At 61.1% G+C, this 19,964-nt stretch carries 19 protein-coding genes; 7 read left to right on the top strand and 12 right to left on the bottom strand.

All coding sequences use genetic code 11. The features are described 5' to 3' along the window. Nucleotides 1-14: 14 nt before the first annotated feature. The 4 genes from ACOTY5_RS01875 to ACOTY5_RS01860 form a co-directional block, all read right to left on the bottom strand. Nucleotides 15-1,256, bottom strand: a complete 1,242-nt coding sequence (locus ACOTY5_RS01875; RefSeq protein ID WP_045142685.1) for an LVIVD repeat-containing protein — start codon at nt 1,254-1,256, stop codon at nt 15-17. 83 nt (nt 1,257-1,339) lie between these two features. Then, entirely contained in the window at nt 1,340-2,404 is a 1,065-nt protein-coding gene (locus tag ACOTY5_RS01870) for a sugar ABC transporter substrate-binding protein (RefSeq protein ID WP_421631824.1), read from the bottom strand. A 19-nt stretch (nt 2,405-2,423) separates the two neighbouring features. Next, nucleotides 2,424-3,419 carry an ABC transporter permease gene (locus ACOTY5_RS01865; RefSeq protein WP_032103096.1) on the bottom strand — a complete coding sequence of 332 codons (996 nt, stop codon included), beginning with the start codon at nt 3,417-3,419 and terminating at the stop codon, nt 2,424-2,426. Further along, complete coding sequence (locus tag ACOTY5_RS01860; RefSeq protein WP_015571168.1) at nt 3,416-4,918, bottom strand: sugar ABC transporter ATP-binding protein; 1,503 nt, start codon at nt 4,916-4,918, stop codon at nt 3,416-3,418. Before ACOTY5_RS01860 ends, ACOTY5_RS01865 begins: the two co-directional genes overlap by 4 nt. Before the next feature lie 159 nt (nt 4,919-5,077). Here ACOTY5_RS01860 and ACOTY5_RS01855 point away from each other — a divergent pair, with 159 nt between their 5' ends. The 3 genes from ACOTY5_RS01855 (at nt 5,078) to ACOTY5_RS01845 (ending at nt 7,205) form a co-directional block, all read left to right on the top strand. Then, nucleotides 5,078-6,166: an oxidoreductase gene (locus ACOTY5_RS01855; RefSeq protein WP_045910663.1), complete on the top strand. Its 1,089-nt coding sequence runs from the start codon at nt 5,078-5,080 to the stop codon at nt 6,164-6,166. A 357-nt stretch (nt 6,167-6,523) separates the two neighbouring features. Then, nucleotides 6,524-6,829 carry a type II toxin-antitoxin system RelE family toxin gene (locus ACOTY5_RS01850; protein WP_045142683.1) on the top strand — a complete coding sequence of 102 codons (306 nt, stop codon included), beginning with the start codon at nt 6,524-6,526 and terminating at the stop codon, nt 6,827-6,829. Next, nucleotides 6,801-7,205, top strand: coding sequence for a helix-turn-helix domain-containing protein (locus tag ACOTY5_RS01845; protein WP_032670385.1), 405 nt, complete (start codon nt 6,801-6,803; stop codon nt 7,203-7,205). Before ACOTY5_RS01850 ends, ACOTY5_RS01845 begins: the two co-directional genes overlap by 29 nt. Here the strand turns inward: ACOTY5_RS01845 and ACOTY5_RS01840 are convergent. The 7 genes from ACOTY5_RS01840 to entC all read right to left on the bottom strand — a co-directional run bounded on the left by ACOTY5_RS01840 (nt 7,202) and on the right by entC (nt 14,540). Then, complete coding sequence (locus tag ACOTY5_RS01840; protein WP_006809671.1) at nt 7,202-7,399, bottom strand: YbdD/YjiX family protein; 198 nt, start codon at nt 7,397-7,399, stop codon at nt 7,202-7,204. The two genes, ACOTY5_RS01845 and ACOTY5_RS01840, sit on opposite strands and share 4 nt — an antisense overlap. Before the next feature lie 60 nt (nt 7,400-7,459). Beyond that, nucleotides 7,460-9,565: a pyruvate/proton symporter CstA gene (cstA, locus tag ACOTY5_RS01835; RefSeq protein WP_015571172.1), complete on the bottom strand. Its 2,106-nt coding sequence runs from the start codon at nt 9,563-9,565 to the stop codon at nt 7,460-7,462. Nucleotides 9,566-9,714: 149 nt separating this feature from the next. Next, nucleotides 9,715-10,128: a proofreading thioesterase EntH gene (gene entH, locus ACOTY5_RS01830; protein WP_015571173.1), complete on the bottom strand. Its 414-nt coding sequence runs from the start codon at nt 10,126-10,128 to the stop codon at nt 9,715-9,717. Then, entirely contained in the window at nt 10,128-10,880 is a 753-nt protein-coding gene (gene entA, locus ACOTY5_RS01825) for a 2,3-dihydro-2,3-dihydroxybenzoate dehydrogenase EntA (RefSeq protein WP_017694337.1), read from the bottom strand. Before entA ends, entH begins: the two co-directional genes overlap by 1 nt. Beyond that, nucleotides 10,880-11,734: an isochorismatase gene (locus ACOTY5_RS01820; RefSeq protein ID WP_015571175.1), complete on the bottom strand. Its 855-nt coding sequence runs from the start codon at nt 11,732-11,734 to the stop codon at nt 10,880-10,882. The genes entA and ACOTY5_RS01820 overlap by 1 nt, the downstream gene beginning before the upstream one ends. Nucleotides 11,735-11,744: 10 nt before the next feature. After that, nucleotides 11,745-13,355 carry a (2,3-dihydroxybenzoyl)adenylate synthase EntE gene (gene entE, locus ACOTY5_RS01815; protein WP_045142682.1) on the bottom strand — a complete coding sequence of 537 codons (1,611 nt, stop codon included), beginning with the start codon at nt 13,353-13,355 and terminating at the stop codon, nt 11,745-11,747. 9 nt (nt 13,356-13,364) lie between these two features. Then, nucleotides 13,365-14,540 (bottom strand): isochorismate synthase EntC, encoded by a 1,176-nt coding sequence (gene entC / locus ACOTY5_RS01810; RefSeq protein ID WP_017382512.1) that lies wholly within the window; start codon nt 14,538-14,540, stop codon nt 13,365-13,367. Between the two features lie 187 nt (nt 14,541-14,727). On the opposite strand from entC, the gene fepB reads away from it, so the two are divergent. Beyond that, complete coding sequence (gene fepB / locus ACOTY5_RS01805) at nt 14,728-15,687, top strand: Fe2+-enterobactin ABC transporter substrate-binding protein (RefSeq protein WP_045142681.1); 960 nt, start codon at nt 14,728-14,730, stop codon at nt 15,685-15,687. 77 nt (nt 15,688-15,764) lie between these two features. On the opposite strand, the gene entS is transcribed toward fepB, so the two are convergent. Further along, nucleotides 15,765-16,991: an enterobactin transporter EntS gene (gene entS / locus ACOTY5_RS01800; protein ID WP_045142680.1), complete on the bottom strand. Its 1,227-nt coding sequence runs from the start codon at nt 16,989-16,991 to the stop codon at nt 15,765-15,767. A 109-nt stretch (nt 16,992-17,100) separates the two neighbouring features. Between entS and fepD the strand changes: the two genes are divergently transcribed. The 3 genes from fepD to fepC are packed head-to-tail and all read left to right on the top strand — an operon-like array spanning nt 17,101 to nt 19,885. Beyond that, nucleotides 17,101-18,105, top strand: coding sequence for a Fe(3+)-siderophore ABC transporter permease (fepD, locus tag ACOTY5_RS01795; RefSeq protein WP_045142679.1), 1,005 nt, complete (start codon nt 17,101-17,103; stop codon nt 18,103-18,105). Beyond that, nucleotides 18,105-19,094 (top strand): iron-enterobactin ABC transporter permease, encoded by a 990-nt coding sequence (fepG, locus tag ACOTY5_RS01790; protein WP_026080545.1) that lies wholly within the window; start codon nt 18,105-18,107, stop codon nt 19,092-19,094. Before fepD ends, fepG begins: the two co-directional genes overlap by 1 nt. Next, complete coding sequence (gene fepC, locus ACOTY5_RS01785) at nt 19,091-19,885, top strand: iron-enterobactin ABC transporter ATP-binding protein (protein ID WP_045142678.1); 795 nt, start codon at nt 19,091-19,093, stop codon at nt 19,883-19,885. Before fepG ends, fepC begins: the two co-directional genes overlap by 4 nt. Nucleotides 19,886-19,964 lie beyond the last annotated feature (79 nt).

Below are 19,964 nucleotides of genomic sequence, written 5' to 3'. Positions count from 1 at the left end.
CACCCGGCAAAAACTCACCCCAGATACTCAATCACCGACATCCCGCCGTTATAGTCCGTGCTGTAAATAATCCCCTGCGCATCCACAAACACGTCGCACGACTGGATCACCTGCGGGCGGTTGGGCCGCGTATCCATCATCCTCTCCGGCGCCGCGGGCACCAGCGCTCCCGTTTCTACCGGGCGATACGGATTGGAAATGTCATACGCGCGCACGCCCGCGTTCTGGTACGTCGCGAAGATCAGCGTTGAGCTGACGAAGCTTCCCGGCCGGTTCTCGTGCAGGTTGTGCGGGCCGAAATGCGCCCCTTTCGCCACGTAGTCAGTTTCATCCGGCTGCGGGAAGGTGGCAATACTTACCGGATTCGACGGCTCGCGGATATCAAACAGCCAGATCAGCTTTTCGCCGTCCTGCTGGTTATCCAGCACCGCCTCGTCCAGCACCACCAGCAGGTCGCGGTCCGGCAGCGGCAGCGCGGTGTGCGTCCCACCGCCAAACGGCGGGCTCCAGTTACGGTGGCTAATGAGCTTAGGCCGGGTGCGGTCCTTCACGTCCAGCAGCGTCAGGCCGCCGTCACGCCAGCTGCCATACGCGGTGTCGCCGGCAATAATCGCATGGTGCAGCGCGTAGCGTTTTCCTTCCGGCCAGTCCGGCTTCTCACCTTCGGCCTGGTTCATCCCGGGCAGCCACCAGCGCCCCGCGACTTCAGGCTTACGCGGGTCCGCAAGATCGATGGTCAGAAAGATGTAGTCGGTAAAGCCGTCGATCAGCGCTGAAACGTAGGCCCAGCGGCCGCCGACGTACCAGATGCGGTGAATGCCGATGCCACTCAGCGACAGAAAGCCGATTTCGCGCGGCGCGTCCGGCGTGGAGATATCAAAGACGCGAAGCCCGGCGCTCCAGACTTTATCCTGCACGTCGCTGACGGTCTCCCCCACCTGGCGGGTGTAGTAGACCTTCTCATCGGCAAAACGCGCATCGGCAAAAAGATCCCGGGCGTTAATCACCAGCAGCAAATCGTCGTGCGCCTGGAGGTGTACGTTCCAGGTACCCGGCGGCGCGGGCACGTAACCTGCGGCTTTTGGTTTTTTCGGATCGCGCACGTCGACAATGGAAAAGCCCTGCGACACCATATGACCGATATAGGCGAAACCACGGTGCACCATCAGCTGTACTCCGTCCGGACGACCGCCCTGGTCGCTATGGCCAATCAGCCGCATATTGCGGCTGTATTCGGGTTGAGGTAATGCAGACATGTATAAGTCCTTTCGCCGGATGGCGGCTGCGCCTTATCCGGCCTACAACACCGTAGGCCCGGTAAGCGAAGCGCCACCGGGCATTATTTTGACCTGGCTTCCAGCGTCGCAAACCACGGCGCGATAAAATCTTCCGTCTGGCCCCAGCCTGGAATGATTTTCCCCAGAGACGCCACGTTCACCGCGCCCGGCTGGGCGGTCAGCAGCGCCTGCGGAATAGCCGCCGCCTTGAAATCGTAGGTGGCAGGCGTCGCTTCTCCGGCAATCTTATTGGCGATCAGACGTACGTTGGTCGCGCCAATCAGCTTCGGATCTACCGCCACGCTCACCTTCCACGGGCTACCCGGCTCGCGCATCAGCTGGAGATCCTGGTTGGAGATGTCGATGCTGTAGAGCTTGATCTCGGTGCGGCCGTTCTCTTTCAGCGCCTTATACGCGCCCTGACTGAAGGCATCCCAGGTCCCCCAGATGGCGTCGATTTTACCTTTCGGGTATTTCGCGAGGATCGCCCCCACCTTGTTGGCGGTGTCGCCCTGCACGTCAGAGGAGACCGCGCCGATGGACTCCAGCTCTTTAATCTCCGGATACTGCTTTTGCAGTTCTTTATACGCCGCCTGACGGCGCTCCATCGGCGGGAAGCCCGCGACCCACAGCTTGACGATATTGGCCTTGCCGTTGAAATCTTTCGCCAGTTGACCAAAAGAGAGGTTGGTCAGGGAGGCATCGTCCTGCTGGGTAACGGTTACGCCCGGGATCTCGCCGTTCACGGCGGTATCAAACACCGAAACTTTAATCCCGGCATCCACCGCCTTCTTTACCAGCGCGGTGGAGTACGGATCGCGCCCCTGAGAGAGAATAATCCCGTCGTATTTCTGGCTGATGGCCTGGTTCACGAAATCCTGGAATCTGGCGTCGTCCCCGTTACTTAAAAACGTGCTGACCTTAAAGCCGAGCTTTTTCCCTTCCTGAATCGCCCCGGCAACAAACTGCGTGGTGTTGTCGTCCGAGCCCAGGTTGCGGATCACCGCAATGCTAATGGGGCCGTCATGGCTGGCAATGGCGGCCGGAACCGGCGCGGGGGTAGCCGCCAGGCCCGGCAAAGAAGTGAGTAATCCAAGAGCTACCAAAGAGAGCGCAATCTTTTTCATTTATTATCCCGTTGTGTTGTCAGCGTTTTTGTATGTAAGTAATCGCCAGTGCCATCGCGAGCACCAGCCCTTTTATAATGTCCATGGCGTAATACGGCACGGAGAGCATCACCAGCCCGTTCGACAGCACGCCGAGGATCACCGCCCCCACCAGCGTGCCCAGCGCGTTCGGCTTGCCGGACCCGGCCAGCGAGAACCCGATCCACGCCGCCGCCACCGCATCCATCAGGTAGCCGCCACCCGCATTCACCTGCGATGAACCGATACGCGAAGCCAGCAAAATTCCGCCCAGTCCCGCCAGCAGCGAGGCGATCACGTAGGCCGCCACCTTGTAGCGCGTGGTACGAATACCGGAGAGACGCGCGGCTTCCGGGTTGCCGCCAATGGCGTACATCCGGCGTCCGTGGGTGGTCAGCGACAGGCCAAGCTGCGCCAGAATCGTCACCACCAGCATGACGATCACAATGGTCGGCACCTGCCCCAGCAGGCTGAACGCCGCCGGAATGGTCCCTTCCGCCATGTCGCCGCTCGGCAGCACCATGTTCTCGGTAATCGACCCGCCGTAGCTGTAGGTCATCGCCACGCCCTGGATGACAAACAGGCTGGCAAGGGTCGCGAGCATGTCCGGAATGCGCAGGATGACGATCAGAAAGGCGTTAAACAGACCGACCAGCGTGCAGAGCGCAAGGGTCAGCAGAATCGACTCGGTGGTGCCGAAGCCGTGCCAGACGAAAAGCGAAATCACCAGCGCGTTCGCCAGCGACGCGGTTGACCCCACCGAGAGATCGAACCCGCCGACGGTCAGCGAAATCGAGACGCCGATGGCAATCACCGTCACGATGGCAATCGAGCGCAGAATGTTGATGATGTTGTTCGGATCGAGGAAGCTGTCCGACGCCAGGCCAAACACCGCCACCAGCGCGACGACGGTCAACAGCATGCCCCACCTGTAGAGAAAATCGAAAATCTGCTGACGGCCAGACGCCGCCGCGTTCACTGAAAGGGCCTTGCTCACGACGCCGTTCCTCCGGTTGAATAATAAAGTAGTGTCTCTTCCCGGGCCTCGGCCCCGGCGATTTCCGCCACGATGCGCCCGTCCCACAGCACGCAGATGCGGTCGCACAGCCCGACCAGCTCGGCGAACTCGCCCGAGGCGTAAATGACACCTTTGCCCTCGCGCGCCAGGCCGTCGATCAGCTGAAACAGATCGGTTTTGGCCTTCACGTCCACGCCTTTGGTCGGCTCGTCGAATATCAGCACGCTGGCGTCATTGCGAAGCCATTTGCCGATGGCGACCTTCTGCTGGTTACCGCCGGAAAGCCGACGCAGCACCTGCCCCGGCCCGCGCGTGCGCACACCGACGCGGGCAATCACCTCTTCTGCCCAGCGCCACGCCTGACGATGACCAAACAGGCTCCAGCGCGAGAAGCTGTTATCGGCGCACACGGCAAGGTTCATGCTCACCGGCTCGTCGATAAAAATGCCCTCTTTGCGCCGCTCCTCCGGCACCAGCGCCAGACCGCGCAGTACCGAGTCTGCCGGATCGCGCGGTTTCCAGGCCTGATGGTTCAGCTCGCCGCGCGCGACGCGGCTTTTGCTGGCGCCAAACAGCGCCTTGCAGAGTTCCGTTTTCCCCGCCCCCGCCAGCCCGGCAATGCCGAGGATTTCACCTTTGCGCAGGTGCAGGGAGATATCTTTCAGCAGCGCATCGTCGTGCAGCCCTTCCACCCGCAGCAGCGTTTCCTCACCGTGCGGCGGGCGCGGGGGCGGATAGATATCGCTCAGCTCATGGCCGAGCATCTTCTCAACAATCGCTTCGCCGCTCAGATCCGCCATCGGGCCGGACTCAATCAGCCTGCCGTCGCGCAGCACCGTCAGGGTGTCGCAGATGGCCTTCAGCTCGTGAATGCGGTGAGAGATAAACACCACGCCGATACCCTGCTGTTGCAGACGTCTTACTACCGCAAACAGACGCTCACTCTCGTGCGCGTCCAGCGGCGCGGTGGGCTCATCAAGGATGAGAAAACGGCAGTGGTGCGACAGCGCCCGCGCCAGCAAAATCTGCTGTTTTTCAGCCAGCGTGCAACTGTCGATGGAGCGGCGTACGTCGAGCGAAACATCCAGCTGCGCCAGCGCCTGCCGCGCCTGCTGGCGGATGTCGCGCCAGCTGTAGCGATGCCCCGGATGCGCCAGCTGGTCAAGCATGATGTTTTCGGCAATGCTTAACCCGGGGATGAGCGCCACATCCACCTCCTGCTGCACAAGGTGGATACCCAGCCGTTTGGCGTCCAGCGGCTCGCGGATACTTACCGGCTGGTTGTTAATGCAGATTTCGCCTTCATAACGATCGTGCGTCCCGCACAGCACCGCCATCAGCGTCGATTTCCCCGCGCCGTTGGCGCCGGTCAGCGCATGCACCGACCCGCCGTTCAGGGTGAAATCCACGCGCGACAGGGCCTGAAAGCCGGAAAAGGCCAGGCTGATACCGCGCATCTCAAGGCGACTGGAAACCATCCGCGTAAATCCTTCATTACTCTTCTGATTTAGCGAATTTTTCACAGCTCTTGTTGACTGACAACGACGTAAAAGGCATAAGTTAAAGCAAAATATTATTAGCCATCCGGATGTCCAGACATAACATCGGGTTAGCGCTTGCTAAAAAAGGACAACTTCATGAGCAACACCGATATCCGCGTCGTGCCCGGCCCGGCGAACTACTTCTCTCATCCGGGAAGCCTTGCCCACCTGGATGATTTCTTTACTCCGGAACAGCTTTCCCGCGCGGTGTGGATCTACGGCGAGCGGGCAATCGAGGGCGCACGCCCTTATCTGCCGCAGAGTTTTAACGCGACGGGGGCAAAACATCTGCTGTTTAAGGGCCATTGCAGCGAGCGTGACGTCACCCATCTGGTGAACGAGTCGGGTAGTGAAACCAGCGTGGTGATTGGCGTGGGCGGCGGTGCGGTAATGGATACCGTCAAGGCCGTGGCGCGTCGTCTGGGCGTGCCGTTCGTAGGCATTCCCACTATCGCCGCCACCTGCGCGGCGTGGACCCCGCTCTCCGTCTGGTACAACGATGCCGGTCAGGCGCTACAGTTTGAGATTTTTGACGACGCCAACTTTCTGGTGCTGGTGGAGCCGCAGATCATCCTTAACGCCCCGGCGGAATACCTGCTGGCGGGCATCGGCGATACGCTGGCGAAGTGGTACGAAGCGGCGGTGCTCGCCCCTCAACCTGAGAGTCTGCCGCTGACCGTGCGTCTTGGCCTGAACGGTGCGCTGGCGATCCGTGACGTGCTGCTGGAACGCAGCGAAGAAGCGCTTGCGGATCAGCAGCGCGGCGAACAGACGCAGGCGTTCCGGGACGTGGTGGATGCGATTATTGCCGGAGGCGGAATGGTCGGCGGTCTGGGTGAGCGCTATACCCGCGTGGCGGCGGCGCACGCGGTGCACAACGGCTTAACCGTGCTGCCGCAGACGGAAAAATACCTGCACGGCACCAAGGTGGCCTACGGCATTCTGGTGCAGAGCGCCCTGCTCGGTCAGGACGACGTGCTGGCGCAGCTGGTGGCGGCGTACCAGCGCTTCAATCTGCCGACCACGCTTCGCGAGCTGGACGTCGATATTCACAACCGCGACGAGCTGGATAAGGTCATTGCCCACACCCTGCGCCCGGTGGAGTCGATTCACTATCTGCCGGTGACGTTAACGCCTGAGGTGCTGCGCGCCGCGTTTGAGAAGGTGGAATCCTTCAGCCGTTAATCGCGCCGACGGGCTATACCTAATGATGATTCTCTCCACTCTTGCAACGAGGTCATCATGCAGATCGATTTAACAGGTAAAAAGGCGCTGGTTACTGGCGCCTGTCGTGGGCTGGGGCTGCGGGGCAAATTTCCGGCACCGGTCTGGACGTGGACGGCGGTTTGAACGCCTGATCGCATCTTTTTCTGCAAGCCTCTGTCATCCGGCAGAGGCCTGTTCGATGCGCCTCGACGATTCGCGTTTTGCCGCTTTCACCCGTTTTTTCTCCGCTCTACAGTACCCCATTAGAAATTCGGAATTTATCTAATAGTCTTATTATTTCCTTATATTTTGTGTGGGCGTACAGTGGAGGTACGGATGAAGATTGTCTGGTCCAATGGTGCAAAAAAGGCATTTTCCAGAATTGACGAGCGGTATCAGCGTCGCATTGAGGTAAAGCTTACTGAGCTGGATGACCGCTCGGCTCCCCGGCCAGATATCAAAAAAATATCGGCGACCGAAGATCATTTCCGGCTTCGCGTAGGCGATTACCGCATCGTCTATACGCTTCGGGACAATCCTGATAACCATTGTTATGTTTTGGCCGTCAAGCGCAGAACTTCAACGACTTACCTGCATGAGGAGAGTGCCACCTATGGCTGTTCAGCTAATCAAGGACGATAACGGGAAAACGCAGTACGCCGTTATTCCCTATCACGAATATTTTCGTATGCTCTTACAAATGTCAGAAATTGACGACGAAACCGACGACGATCTGGAGGATATTGAAGTCGAACACGATAGTCTGGATGACGTGGAATTGCCCGGAGAAGTATGCAGCATCATGACCTGGCAAAACGTCAGCCTACAGGCCGCCTGGCGCATTTTACGCGGCATGTCCCAGCAGGAGGTGGCGGAGAAGCTTGGCATCAGCCAGTCCGCCGTGTCACAGCTGGAAGCGCTGGACTCCCGACCGCAAAAGCGCACCCGCGAAAAGCTGGCGGCAATTTACGGCTGTAAACAGGAGCAGATCAGCCTCTATTTACCAAAAGAGGGTTAACAGCACTTCGCCCCGCCCTTGCCGCCGTAGCGGGCGTCCTGACGGTCGCGGAAAAATTCTTCGTAGGTCATGGGCGTCTGGTCCGGGTGGTTGACGCGCATATGCTCGACGTAGTTGTCGTAATCCGGCACGCCAATCATCATTTTAGCGGCCTGGCCCAGGTATTTACCTGCTTTGGAAAGGGTGTCGAACATAGTTCTGATCTCACAGGAAATGTAGGCCGGGTAAGGCGAAGCCGCCACCCGGCACACGGGTTAATGCGCCCCTTTCGCCTGGGTGACAATCTCGTCCAGGTTCTCAGGCATTGGCTCATACGGCGTCTCTTTCGCCGTCGGTTTGTCGACTTTCAACGCCGCCAGCGCGGTTTTCAGAGAATACAACGCCAGCACCACAACCACCACCATAAAGAAGATGGTCAGCCCGGCGTCCAGACGGTTGTTAAACACCAGCTGCGACAGTTGAGATTCGGTGTACTGTGCCGGGATCTTACCGCTGTCGATCATCGCCTGGAACTTGTTGGCGATCGCCAGGAAGCCCACCTTATTGTCCGGGCTGAAGGCTTTCTGCCAGCCCGCGGTCAGGGTACAGATCAGCAGCCACGCCGTTGGCACCAGCGCCACCCATGCGTAACGCTGGCGCTTCATCTTGAACAGGACTACGGCACAGAGCATCAGGGCCATGCCCGCCAGCATCTGGTTGGCGATACCGAACAGCGGCCACAGGGTGTTAATCCCGCCGAGCGGATCGACCACGCCCTGATGCAGGAAGTAGCCCCACGCCAGCACGCACAGCGCCGTCGCCAGCAGGTTAGCCGGGAGTGAATCGGTACGCTTCAGGTTCGGGGAGATCACCCCCAGCAGATCCTGCAACATAAAGCGCGCCGCACGCGTACCGGCATCCACCGCCGTCAGAATAAACAGCGCCTCGAACAGAATGGCGAAGTGATACCAGAACGAGACATCCATCAGCCCGCCCAGCGCGCCGTGCAGAATGTAGGCCATGCCCACCGCCAGCGTTGGTGCCCCGCCTGCACGAGAGATAATCGACTGCTCGCCGACCTCATTAGCGATATGCGTCAACGTTTCAGGGGTAATCGCAAAGCCCCAGCCGCTGACCACCTGCGCGGCAGAGGCAACCACGTCAACGGTGCCGGCCGGGGCCAGTACCGCCATTGGGCTGTTCATCGCAAAGTAAACGCCCGGGTCAATAATACAGGCCGAAACCAGCGCCATAATCGCCACGAAGGATTCCATCAGCATGCCGCCGTAGCCAATCAGGCAGGCCTGATTTTCATTCGCCAGCATCTTCGGCGTGGTTCCGGAGGCGATCAGCGCGTGGAAGCCCGACACCGCGCCGCAGGCGATGGTGATAAACAGGAACGGGAACAGGTTGCCGGTCCAGACCGGGCCGGTGCCGTCAATAAATTTGGTCAGCGCAGGCATGGTCAGGGTCGGACGCATAATCAGAATGCCGATCGCCAGCCCGACGATGGTGCCGATTTTCAGGAAGGTAGAGAGGTAGTCACGCGGGGCCAGAAGCAGCCATACCGGCAGCACCGCCGCCACGAAGCCGTAGCCCACCAGCATCCAGGTCAGTTGCACGCCGGTGAAGTCGAAGAACGGCGCCCAGGTCGGGCTTTCCGCTACCCAGCCGCCGGAGATAATGGCAAACACCAGGAACACCAGGCCAATAACTGAAACTTCACCAATGCGCCCCGGACGCAGATAGCGGATATAGATCCCCATAAACAGCGCCAGCGGAATGGTGAAGGCGACGGTATAGGTTCCCCACGGGCTGTGGGTCAAGGCTTTCACCACGATCATCGCCAGCACCGCGAGGATGATCACCATGATCATAAAGGTCGCCACCAGCGCAATCACCCCGGCGGTTGCGCCCATCTCCTCTTTCACCAGCTCACCCAGTGAACGACCGTCGCGGCGGGTGGAGACGAACAGCACCATGAAGTCCTGCACCGCGCCCGCCAGCACCACCCCCGCGAGGATCCAGATCATCCCTGGCAGGTAGCCCATCTGCGCGGCCAGTACCGGCCCCACCAGCGGGCCTGCCCCGGCAATCGCCGCGAAATGGTGACCGAACAGCACTTTTTTATCGGTCGGCACGTAGTCCAGCCCGTCGTTATGACGCACGGCCGGCGTCATGCGCGTGCCGTCTACGCCCAGTACCGTCTTCGCGATATAGCGGCCATAAAAACGGTATGCGATCAGATAAATGCAGACGGAGGCGACGACGATCCACAGCGCGTTGATCTGCTCCCCCCGGTTGAGGGCGATATAGCCCAGGGCAAAGGCTCCCACCACGGAGAGCACCGCCCACGTAAGGTATTTCCCTGAGTTGTTCATAGTTGTTGTCCGTTGTTGTGAAACAGTGAGATGTTACATTTTGTTTCTAGAACAACGGATAAAATTTAACAACTTTGAAACGCAATAATGCGTGGTCAAACCAGAGATTTACACCACAGTGTTAAGCCGATCACTTTCAGCTGAATGACTTACCCCAACACCATCGTACTCAACCGACAGGTACAGCACCGCCGCCCCTGCTCGTCGAACACCACGATCTCCCAGCTCTGGCTGGAACGGCCCAGATGCAGCGGCTGACACACGCCGCGTACCTTACCGTGAGAGACCGCGCGGTGGTGCGTGGCATTCAGTTCCGTGCCCACCACGTTCTGCCCGTCACGGGTCATCAGAAAACCGGCCATTGAGCCCAGCGTTTCCGCCAGCGCCGCCGAGGCGCCGCCATGCAGCAGGCCAAACGGCTGGTGGGTGCGGGCATCCACCGGCATCTCCGCTTCCAGCGTATCGTCCCCGAGGCGGGTATAGACGATGCCAAGGTGCCCCACCATCGTATTCAGGCTGGTGGCGTTCAGCTCCTCGAGCGTTAAATGACGTTTCCAGATCATTACGCCCCCAGCGTGGAGCCGCCGTCCACCACGATATCCTGCAAGGTGATATGGCTGGCGGCATCGGATGCCAGGAACAGCACGGTCGCAGCAATCTCCTGTGGACGGGCAATTTTACCGAGCGGAATGCCGAGCTTGAACTGCTCGCCAAAACCGCGAATGCGCCGCTGTTCCGCATCATCGCTGGTCCACAGGGTGCGCTGCATGTCGGTATCCGTTGAACCCGGCGACACCAGGTTACAGCGTACGCCGCTGCCCGCCAGCTCCAGCCCGACGGTCAGCGCCAGGCTTTTCAGCGCCGCTTTCGACGCGCCGTAGGCGCTCATGCCGATGCGCGGCGTGTGCGCCGCGTCAGAGGCCACCGTCACAATCGCCCCCCCCTGCTGATGACGGAACTGGCCCATCGTCTGCTGGAACAGGTTGAACGCGCCGCCGACGTTGACCGCAAAGGTCTGCTGCCAGTCCTCCTGCGAGAGCTGATCCGTCGCGCCCATACGCAGAATGCCCGCCGCGTTAACCAGCACATCGAGCCGCTCAAGGCTGCTGAGCAAACGCCCGCAGACGTCACTCGCCTGCGCCGCATCCGCCACGTCCAGCGTTTCGGTGGCAAACGGATATTCGCCGTGAGGGAAAGCCAGATCGAACCCGGTCACCTGCGCCCCGGCCTCCACAAATGCCAGCGCGGTCGCATAACCAATGCCCTTACCCGCGCCCGTCACCCAGACCGTTTTACCGGTGAAATCAAAAACCATCACTTCACCTCGCGGGAGAGCAGCGCCCACCAGGCATCGAGGGTCGGATTTTTTGCCAGCATCACGAAATCAATGTCGCCGTGCACTTTGCGCCAGCGGGCGGCCAGCGCCATCATGCGCACTGAATCCAGACCGTAGTCGATCAGGTTTTCGTCATCCATCGGCTCGTCGGACTCGTCCAGCAGCGGCAGGATCAGCTCACGCAGCGCGGCTTTCGTTGTCGGAACGGACGGCAGCAGTTCGTCGGTCATCACCACGCGGCCCGAACGTCCTGCCACGTATTTCAGCGACATCAGGTGCTCGTCGCGGGTGAAATCCGCCAGCGCGTCGGCGATAAAGAACGGTTTGATGTCGCGCATAAAGGCGTCGGTGGCGGTGGTCATGCAGCCGATGTGGGCGTACACGCCGGTGATCAAAAGCTGGTTGCGCCCGGTCTCTTTAAGCATCTGCTCCAGCGGCGAGCGGTGAAACGCGCTGTAGCGCCACTTCACCAGCACGGTGTCCGCTTCGTCCGGGGTCAGCTCAGCGACGATGCGCTGCTGCTCCGGCGAGCGAGTCAGGCCCGGCCCCCACATATCGTTCAGCAGGGCGCGGTCTTCATCGCTCTGATCTTTCGGCTGCGCGGTGTAGTACACCGGAATATTGTGCTCTTTGCAGTACGCGCGCAGTTTAGCGATGTTCGCCACTACCTGCTGCATCATGTCGCTATTTTCGCCCCAGAAGTTCAGGAAATACTCCTGCATATCGTGGATCAGCAGCGCGGCGCGCTCCGGTTCAAACGCCCAGTTCACTTTACTGGTCGGCAGTTCGGCGGCGGTTGGCAGCGCGTATGCGGTTAATTTTGGAATGGCCATTATCTGTTCCTCAGCCCCGGGCGCGTTCAGCAAGCCACAGGCGCAACTGTTTCTTATCAACTTTGCCGACCGGCGTGAGCGGAAGCGCATCCACGCTCTCCACGCGGTCCGGCAGCTTAAATTCGGCGACGCCCTGCTCGCGCAGGAAGCGGCGCACCTCCACCGCGCGCAGGGGCTGTTTCACCACCAGGTACGCGCAGCTTTTTTCGCCCAGCAGGCTGTCCTCCATGCTCACCAGCGCGGCGTGGATCACCGCGTCGTGGCGCAGCAGCAGGTTTTCGATCTCTTCGGCGGCGATCTTCTCGCCACCGCGGTTGATCTGATCTTTCTCGCGCCCCTGCACGGTGATGTAACCCTGCTCATCGATGGCGATCAGATCGCCCGAGCAGTAGAAACCGTTGGCATCAAAGGCGCTGGCGTTGTGTTCCGGGCTATTGAAATAGCCGCGGAAGGTGTAAGGGCCGCGCGTCATCAGACGCCCGACTTCCCCGCGCGGCAGCGGGTTGCCGTCCTCGTCCGCCACCCACACTTCATCGTCCGGGCACATCGGGCGGCCCTGGGTATTGATGATGCGCTCCGGCGCATCGTCGAGGGCGGTGTAGTTCACCAGCCCTTCCGCCATGCCAAACACCTGCTGAAGCTGGCAGCCAATTTCCGCCGGAATACGTGCCGCAAGCGTGGCGGAGAGACGTGCGCCGCCTACCTGGAGCAGTTCGAGGGATTTCAGCTGGGCGTTCCCCGCGCCGTCGGCAATCGCCTGCAACCACAGGCTGACCGCGGGCGGCACCAGTGAGGTGACGTTTATCTGATGCTGCTCAATCAGCGGGAAGCAGAGCGTGGCGCTCGGATCGTTAGCCAGCACCACGCAGCCGCCCGCCGTGAAAACGCCTAACGATCCCGGCGAGCTCATGGCGTAGTTATGCGCCGCAGGAAGCGCGTTCAGATAGCGGGTGCGCGCAGTGATACCGCAGATTTCGTTGCTGCGACGGATGCTGTAGTCGTAGTCGTTGTGCGTACGCGGGATCAGCTTCGGCGTGCCGGTGCTGCCGCCGGAGAGCTGGAAGAACGCCACTTCGTCGGCGGGCGTCGGGTTCGGGATGAAATTGTCCGCCGGGCGTGCAATCGCCGCCTCCAGCGCGTGTTCGCCCTTATCGCCGCGTAGCAGCACAACGCGTACCGAGCGATGCGCATCCACAAAGGTATTGAGAAAATCATCACCCGCGAACAGCGTGTGGTCGCGGTCGGCAATCAGCACGGCGGGTTTGATCTGCTCCGCGTAGGCGTTGAGTTCGCTGCGCTGATGGCTAAAGAGCGCGTTGACCGGTGCGACGCCGATTTGCAGCAGCGCGAAGAAGGTGATGTAGAACTCGGCCACGTTGCCGAGCTGCACCAGCGCTGTCTCGCCGCGATGCAGCCCCTGCGCCTGAAGGACAGACGCCAGATTCGTCACCGCCTGATTAAACGCGCGGTAGGTGATGCGGCGATCGCCGTCAATTATCGCGACCGCATCGTTGTCCGCATGGTCCGTCAGGATGTGGGTCAGCGGCAGATCCTGCCAGTAGCCTTTTTCACGGTAGCGGCGGGCAAAATCCTCAGGCCAGCGGGTAAAAGGGATGGTCATGAGTATTCCTTAGTGCAAACCAAACACGTTGAGCATGGTGGAGAGCTTCACGCCCGTCTCGCGCCACTCGCCCACCGGGGAGGAAGCAGGCACAATGCCCGCGCCGGCAAACAGGCGAACGGTATTTTGATGCAGCCGCGCGCAGCGGATAGTTACCACCCACTCGCCGTTACCTTCGCTGTCGCACCAGCCGACGATGCCGCCGAACAGCTCACGATCGAACGGCTCCAGCTCGGCAATCAGCTCTTTTGCCGCCTGATGCGGGAAGCCGCTCAGCGCTGGCGTCGGGTGCAGCAGGCAGGCCAGCGTCAGGGCGTTCTCGTTTTCACGCGCGTCACCTTCTACCGGCGTCGCCAGATGCCACAGCGTCGGGGTGGTGATGAGCTGCGGGGAAGCCGGCATGGTCAGATGATGGCTGCGCGGTTCCAGAATGGTTTTCATCGCCTGCGTTACCAGGTCGTGCTCGTGACGGTCTTTTTCGGAGGCCAGCAGCTTAGTGCCCGCTTCGCGATCCAGCACATCGTCCGGCTGACGGCGCGCAGAGCCCGCCAGCGGCAGCGAGCTAAAGTGCGCGCCCTCTTTACGCAGCAGCAGTTCCGGGCTGGCGCCCAGCAGCACGCCGCCGTCTTCCAGCGGTACGTGGAAGTTAAAGCTCGCCGGGTTCTGGGCGATAAGACGCTCCATCAGCGCGCTGCTATCAATCTGTTTGTCGGTGGCGATATCAATCAGGCGCGACAGTACCACCTTATTCACCTGCGGCGTGGCGGTGAGCGACGCGGCGCGAGCGACCATCTCCTCGAAAACCGGCTGCGGCGGGATCTCGGTGCGTTGTTGCACGTTCAGCGTCTGCGCGCCGGAGGCGTAGCGTGCGGACTGCTGACGCGCCGGGCGGGAGAAGGTTTGCCAGCGTTGCGGAATAAACAGCGATGACGGTTTGCGGGTATCGAAGGGGATCGCCCCTACCATCACCGGATGGGCAATGCCGCTGTTTTTCGCATTCTGGAAAGCCTGAGCTAATTTCTGCTGAAAGGGGCCCGCCGGATCGTCACCGCCGACGGCGGGTTCAGAAAAACGGGCAAAACAGCCTGACGTGGTAAAACTGCGATAGGGCGACATAAAGAAAAAGCTGTCTGATTGCAGCGTGGTCGCGGTGTGCTGAAGGTCCTCAGCCAATGACGTATCCATATCATCCTCCTAAAATGATAAAAGCAGTAATAATGATTATCATTTATATTTTCGTCGGCTAACCTAATCCCACATCGCCCTGGTGTCAACCGCAGAGCAAACAACTTGTGCGACTAACGCTTGCATCCCTTCCCCGCAATCATGAAAATGAGAAGCATTAACTTCAACAAAAACAGGATGCCGCTCTGTGAAACTCCCTGCCGTTTGCCGTAATGCCTTTCTTTTAACAGGACTTTTTGTTTTAGGACTAACCTCAGCGACGGCCGCCGACTGGCCGCGTCAGGTCACAGACAGCCGCGGCGTACATACGCTTGAGAGCAAACCGACGCGCATTGTCTCCACCAGCGTGACCCTAACCGGCTCCCTGCTGGCCATTGACGCCCCGGTTATTGCCAGCGGAGCCACCACGCCAAACAACCGCGTGGCGGATGCACAGGGCTTTTTACGTCAGTGGGGCGATATCGCGAAACAGCGTAAGGTTGCCCGGCTGTACATCGGCGAGCCGAGCGCCGAAGCCGTCGCGGCCCAGATGCCGGACCTGATTTTGATCAGCGCCACCGGCGGGGATTCCGCGCTGGCACTCTACGATCAGCTTTCCGCCATCGCCCCGACGCTTATCATTAACTACGACGACAAAAGCTGGCAGGAACTGCTGACCCAGCTGGGGACGATCACCGGGCAGGAAACACAGGCCGCAGATCGCATCGCTGCCTTCGATAAACAGCTCGCCCAGGTGAAGCAGCAGATGAAACTGCCGCCGCAGCCGGTGAACGCCATCGTCTACACCGCCGCGGCGCACACGGCGAACCTGTGGACGACAGACTCGGCTCAGGGCAAGCTGCTGCACCAGCTGGGCTTCACGCTGGCGGCGTTACCTGATGGATTGCACACCTCGAAAAGCCAGGGCAAGCGTCACGACATTATTCAGCTGGGCGGGGAAAACCTGGCGACGGGGCTGAACGGCGAAGGGCTGTTCGTGTTTGCCGGCGACCAGAAAGACGTGGACGCGATTTACGCCAATCCGCTGCTGGCGCATCTGCCGTCGGTCAAGAACAAGCGTGTCTGGGCGCTGGGAACGGAGACGTTCCGCCTGGATTATTACAGCGCGATGTTGGTGTTGCAGCGTTTGAATTCAATTTTTAAATAAGAGGCACGTTTCCCGTAGGCCCGGTAAGCGCAGCGCCACCGGGCTTTTTGTCGGGTGGCGGCTACGCCTTACCCGACCTACAGGTTCTGCCTGAACCGACGCAACTCCACCAAAACCGCCAATAAAATTACGCCAACCACGGCTAACACAAACCCGCTGCTGCTCGCCGACGCCACCGGGGTCATTATCGCCCCCAGCCCGCCGAGGATCGCTGCGCCAATCGCATCGCCCGTGACGTTCTGCGCCGTCCACAGGCCGTTAATGCGCCCGAGCATCCCTTCCGGCGTCTGGGTCTGGATCAGGGTGTACTGTAAAAGAGAGCTGACCGCGCTCAGCCAGCCAAAAATCACCAGACACATCACCCCCAGCGCCCACACCGGCATCAGGCTGAAGAAACCAATCGCGATAAACGAGGCCAGCGTCGCCACCAGCATGATTAACCCCGGTCTCGCGCTCTGCGCCAGGTTTCCGCTGGTCAGCGCCCCGCACGCGGCGCCGAGCGGAATGGCGGCGTACAGCACGCCAATCTCTGAGGCGCTCATCTGCCACTCGCCCGCCAGCGCCGGGTACAGCACGCGCACGGCGCTCGCCATCGTCAGCAGGCCGCCGAGCAGCGCAATGCCGCCAATCAGCGGGTTGCTGAACAGAAAACGAATCGCGGCCATCAGGGACTTCAGCGGATGCTCGCGCGGCTGCGGCGGCGGTGGCAGGAGCGGCAGACGCAGCAGCGTCAGGGTGGTGATAAAGGTTCCCGCCGCGGCAAGGCCGTAGTTCCACGCCACGTTGCCGGTCGCCAGCAGCAGGCCGCCGACCATCGGCGAAATCACCGAACCGAGGCGCACGGTGAGCATGGTGATCGCCCCCGCCTGCATCAGGTTTTCGCGCCCGACCAGCGCGGGCGTGGCCGCCAGCAGCGCCGTCACGCCTAACGAGGCAAAAAAGCCGTCCCACAGGCCCAGGGCATAAATCGCCATCAGCGACGGCTCCGGCAGCATTGCGTTCAGACACAGCCCGACAAAGCCCACCCCGCAGGTGCCGCGCGCCAGCAGGATCAGTTTTTTACGCTCGTAGCGGTCCGCCAGCACGCCGCCCACCATCAGGCCGATAAACATCGCCCCGCTGGTTAAGGTGACGGATAACCCCACCAGCCAGCTGGAGTGGGTCATGGTCTGGATCTGTACCGGCACGGCGACCCCGAGCAGGCCGAGGGATAAAATGGAGATAAAGCGGGCGATAAAAACCGCTCGAAACGCCGGGTGCGTTTTCAGCAGGCTGAGGTTGAGCAGCCAGGATTTTTGATTCATGACAAGGCCTTGAGGTATCGGTCTACCATTTCCATGGGCGCACATGCTAACATAGCCAAATAAGATAGATAACGATAATTACTATCATTATCACATCATGGACGTTGCTATGTCGTTTTCCTCTTCCGCGGTGCGCGCCGTAGCCGTGCCCGTTTTATTGCTGCTGTTGATCCTTGCGATTGCACTCAGTTTGCTGGTTGGCGCGAAGCCGCTGCCCGCGTCCGTTATTGTCGATGCACTCTCCGGTACCTGCCAGAGCGCCGACTGCATTATCGTGCTCGACGCCCGGCTGCCCCGCACCCTTGCCGGCCTGCTGGCCGGTGGCGCACTCGGGCTTGCCGGTGCCCTGATGCAAACCCTCACCCGCAACCCGCTGGCGGACCCTGGCATTCTCGGCGTGAACTCTGGTGCCAGTTTCGCCATTGTGCTCGGCGCGGCGCTGTTTGGTTTCACCTCTCCGTCTGAACAGCTGGTGATGGCCTTCTGCGGCGCGCTGGCCGCCTCGCTGGTGGTGGCCTTTACCGGCAGCCAGGGCGGCGGACAGCTCAGCCCGGTACGTCTGACACTGGCGGGCGTGGCGCTCGCGGCGGTGCTGGAAGGCTTGTCCAACGGCATCGCCCTGCTCAACCCGGACGTGTATGACCAGCTGCGCTTCTGGCAGGCCGGTTCGCTGGATATCCGTACCCTTGATACCCTGAAAGTGGTGGCATTCCCGGTGTTTATCGCTGCCGTCGTGGCGCTGTGTTTAAGCCGGGCGCTCAACAGCCTGAGCCTCGGCAGCGACACCGCGACCGCCCTCGGCAACCGCGTGGCGCGCACGCAGCTGACGGGCCTGCTTGTCATCACCGTGCTGTGCGGCAGCGCGACCGCCGTCGTCGGGCCGATTGCCTTCATCGGCCTGATGATGCCGCACATGGCGCGCTGGCTGGTGGGGGCGGATCACCGCTGGTCACTGCCGGTCACGCTGCTGGCGACCCCTGCCCTGCTGCTGTTTGCCGACGTACTGGGCCGCCTGCTGGTGCCGGGTGAATTGCGCGTCTCGGTGGTCAGCGCCTTTATCGGCGCGCCGGTGCTGATCTTCCTGGTACGACGCAGACGCGGGGGTGGCGCATGATGGCCCCGTCCCGTCGATTACTCACCAGCGTCGCCCTGCTGGTCGTCGCCAGTCTGCTGCTGGCGGTCTGGAGCCTGCAAAGCGGTGCCGTAACGCTTGATTTCGCGCAGGTCTTTCATGCTCTCACCGGCAGCGCGCCGCGTAACATCACCATGGTGGTCACCGAATGGCGACTGCCGCGCGTGGCGATGGCGATCCTGGTTGGCGCGGCGCTTGGCGTCAGCGGCGCGATATTCCAGTCGCTGATGCGTAACCCCCTCGGCAGCCCGGACGTGATGGGCCTGAATACCGGCGCGTGGAGCGGCGTGCTGGTGGCGATGGTGCTGTTCGGGCAGCATCTCACGGCCATTACCTTTACGGCGATGGCGGGCGGCATTCTCACCTCCCTGCTTATCTGGGCCCTGGCCTGGCGCAACGGCATCGACACCTTCCGCCTGATCATCATCGGGATCGGCATCCGCGCGATGCTGATGGCGTTTAACACCTGGCTTCTGCTACAGGCGTCGCTGGAAACCGCACTCTCCGCCGGGCTGTGGTACGCCGGTTCCCTCAACGGTCTGACGTGGGGAAAAACCTGGCCCGCCGCGCCGCTGATTATCCTGATGTTTATTGGCGCGTTGCTGCTGGTCAGGCGCATGCGCCTGCTGGAGATGGGCGACGACAGCGCCTGCGCGCTGGGCGTGAGCGTAGAGCGCTCGCGCCTGATGCTGATGCTGGTGGCGGTCTTGCTGACCGCAGCGTCTACCGCCATCGCCGGGCCGATCTCGTTTATTGCCCTTGTCGCGCCGCATATCGCGCGGCGACTTAGCGGCACCGCGCGCTGGGGATTAACCCAGGCAGCGCTGTGCGGCGCAGTATTACTGCTGGCCGCCGATCTCTGCGCTCAGCGGCTGTTTACGCCTTATCAACTGCCGGTGGGCGTGGTGACCGTCAGCCTCGGCGGGATTTACCTCATCGTCTTGCTCGTTCAGGAGTCACGCAAGAAATGACAGATTCAACACCCCGCTTGCGCGGCGAAAACTTGACCCTCGGCTACGGTAAAAAAATCATTGCCCGGGACTTATCCGTTGCCATTCCGGACGGCCACTTCACCGCCATTATCGGGCCAAACGGCTGCGGCAAATCGACATTGCTGCGCACGCTGAGCCGCCTGATGTCGCCGGTTGAGGGCAGCGTGTTCCTCGACGGGGAGCAGATCCAGCGCTTCGCCAGCAAAGAGGTGGCACGCCGTATTGGGCTGCTGGCGCAAAACGCCACCACGCCGGGGGATATTACCGTGCAGGAGCTGGTCTCCCGCGGGCGCTACCCGCACCAGCCGCTGTTTACCCGCTGGCGCAAGGAGGACGACGAGGCGGTGAACCGAGCGATGCAGGCGACGGGCATCACCGATCTGGCCCAGCAAAGCGTCGATACCCTCTCCGGCGGACAGCGCCAGCGCGCGTGGATCGCGATGGTGCTGGCGCAGGAGACCTCCATCATGCTGCTGGACGAGCCGACGACCTGGCTGGATATCAGCCATCAGATTGACCTGCTGGAGCTGCTGAGCGAACTGAATCGTACGCAGGGGTACACCCTGGCGGCAGTGCTGCACGACTTAAACCAGGCGTGCCGCTACGCGACGCATTTGATTGCGCTGCGCGACGGCGAGATTGTGGCGCAGGGCGCGCCGAAAGAGATTGTGACGCCGGATCTGATCGCGCGGATCTACGGAATGCGCTGCATGATTATTGACGATCCGGTGGCGGGTACGCCGTTGGTGGTGCCGTTGGGTCGGCGGTAATTGCCGGGTGGCGGCTACGCCTTACCCGGCCTACATTCAGCTCCCGTAGGCCCGGTAAGCGCAGCGCCACCGGGCATTT

This window comes from Enterobacter cloacae complex sp. SHL018 (assembly GCF_049237905.1).
GTDB lineage: Bacteria > Pseudomonadota > Gammaproteobacteria > Enterobacterales > Enterobacteriaceae > Enterobacter > Enterobacter hormaechei_C.
The sequence above is the reverse complement of the archived record's forward strand: the minus strand, read 5'-3'. Positions and strand labels throughout refer to the sequence as shown.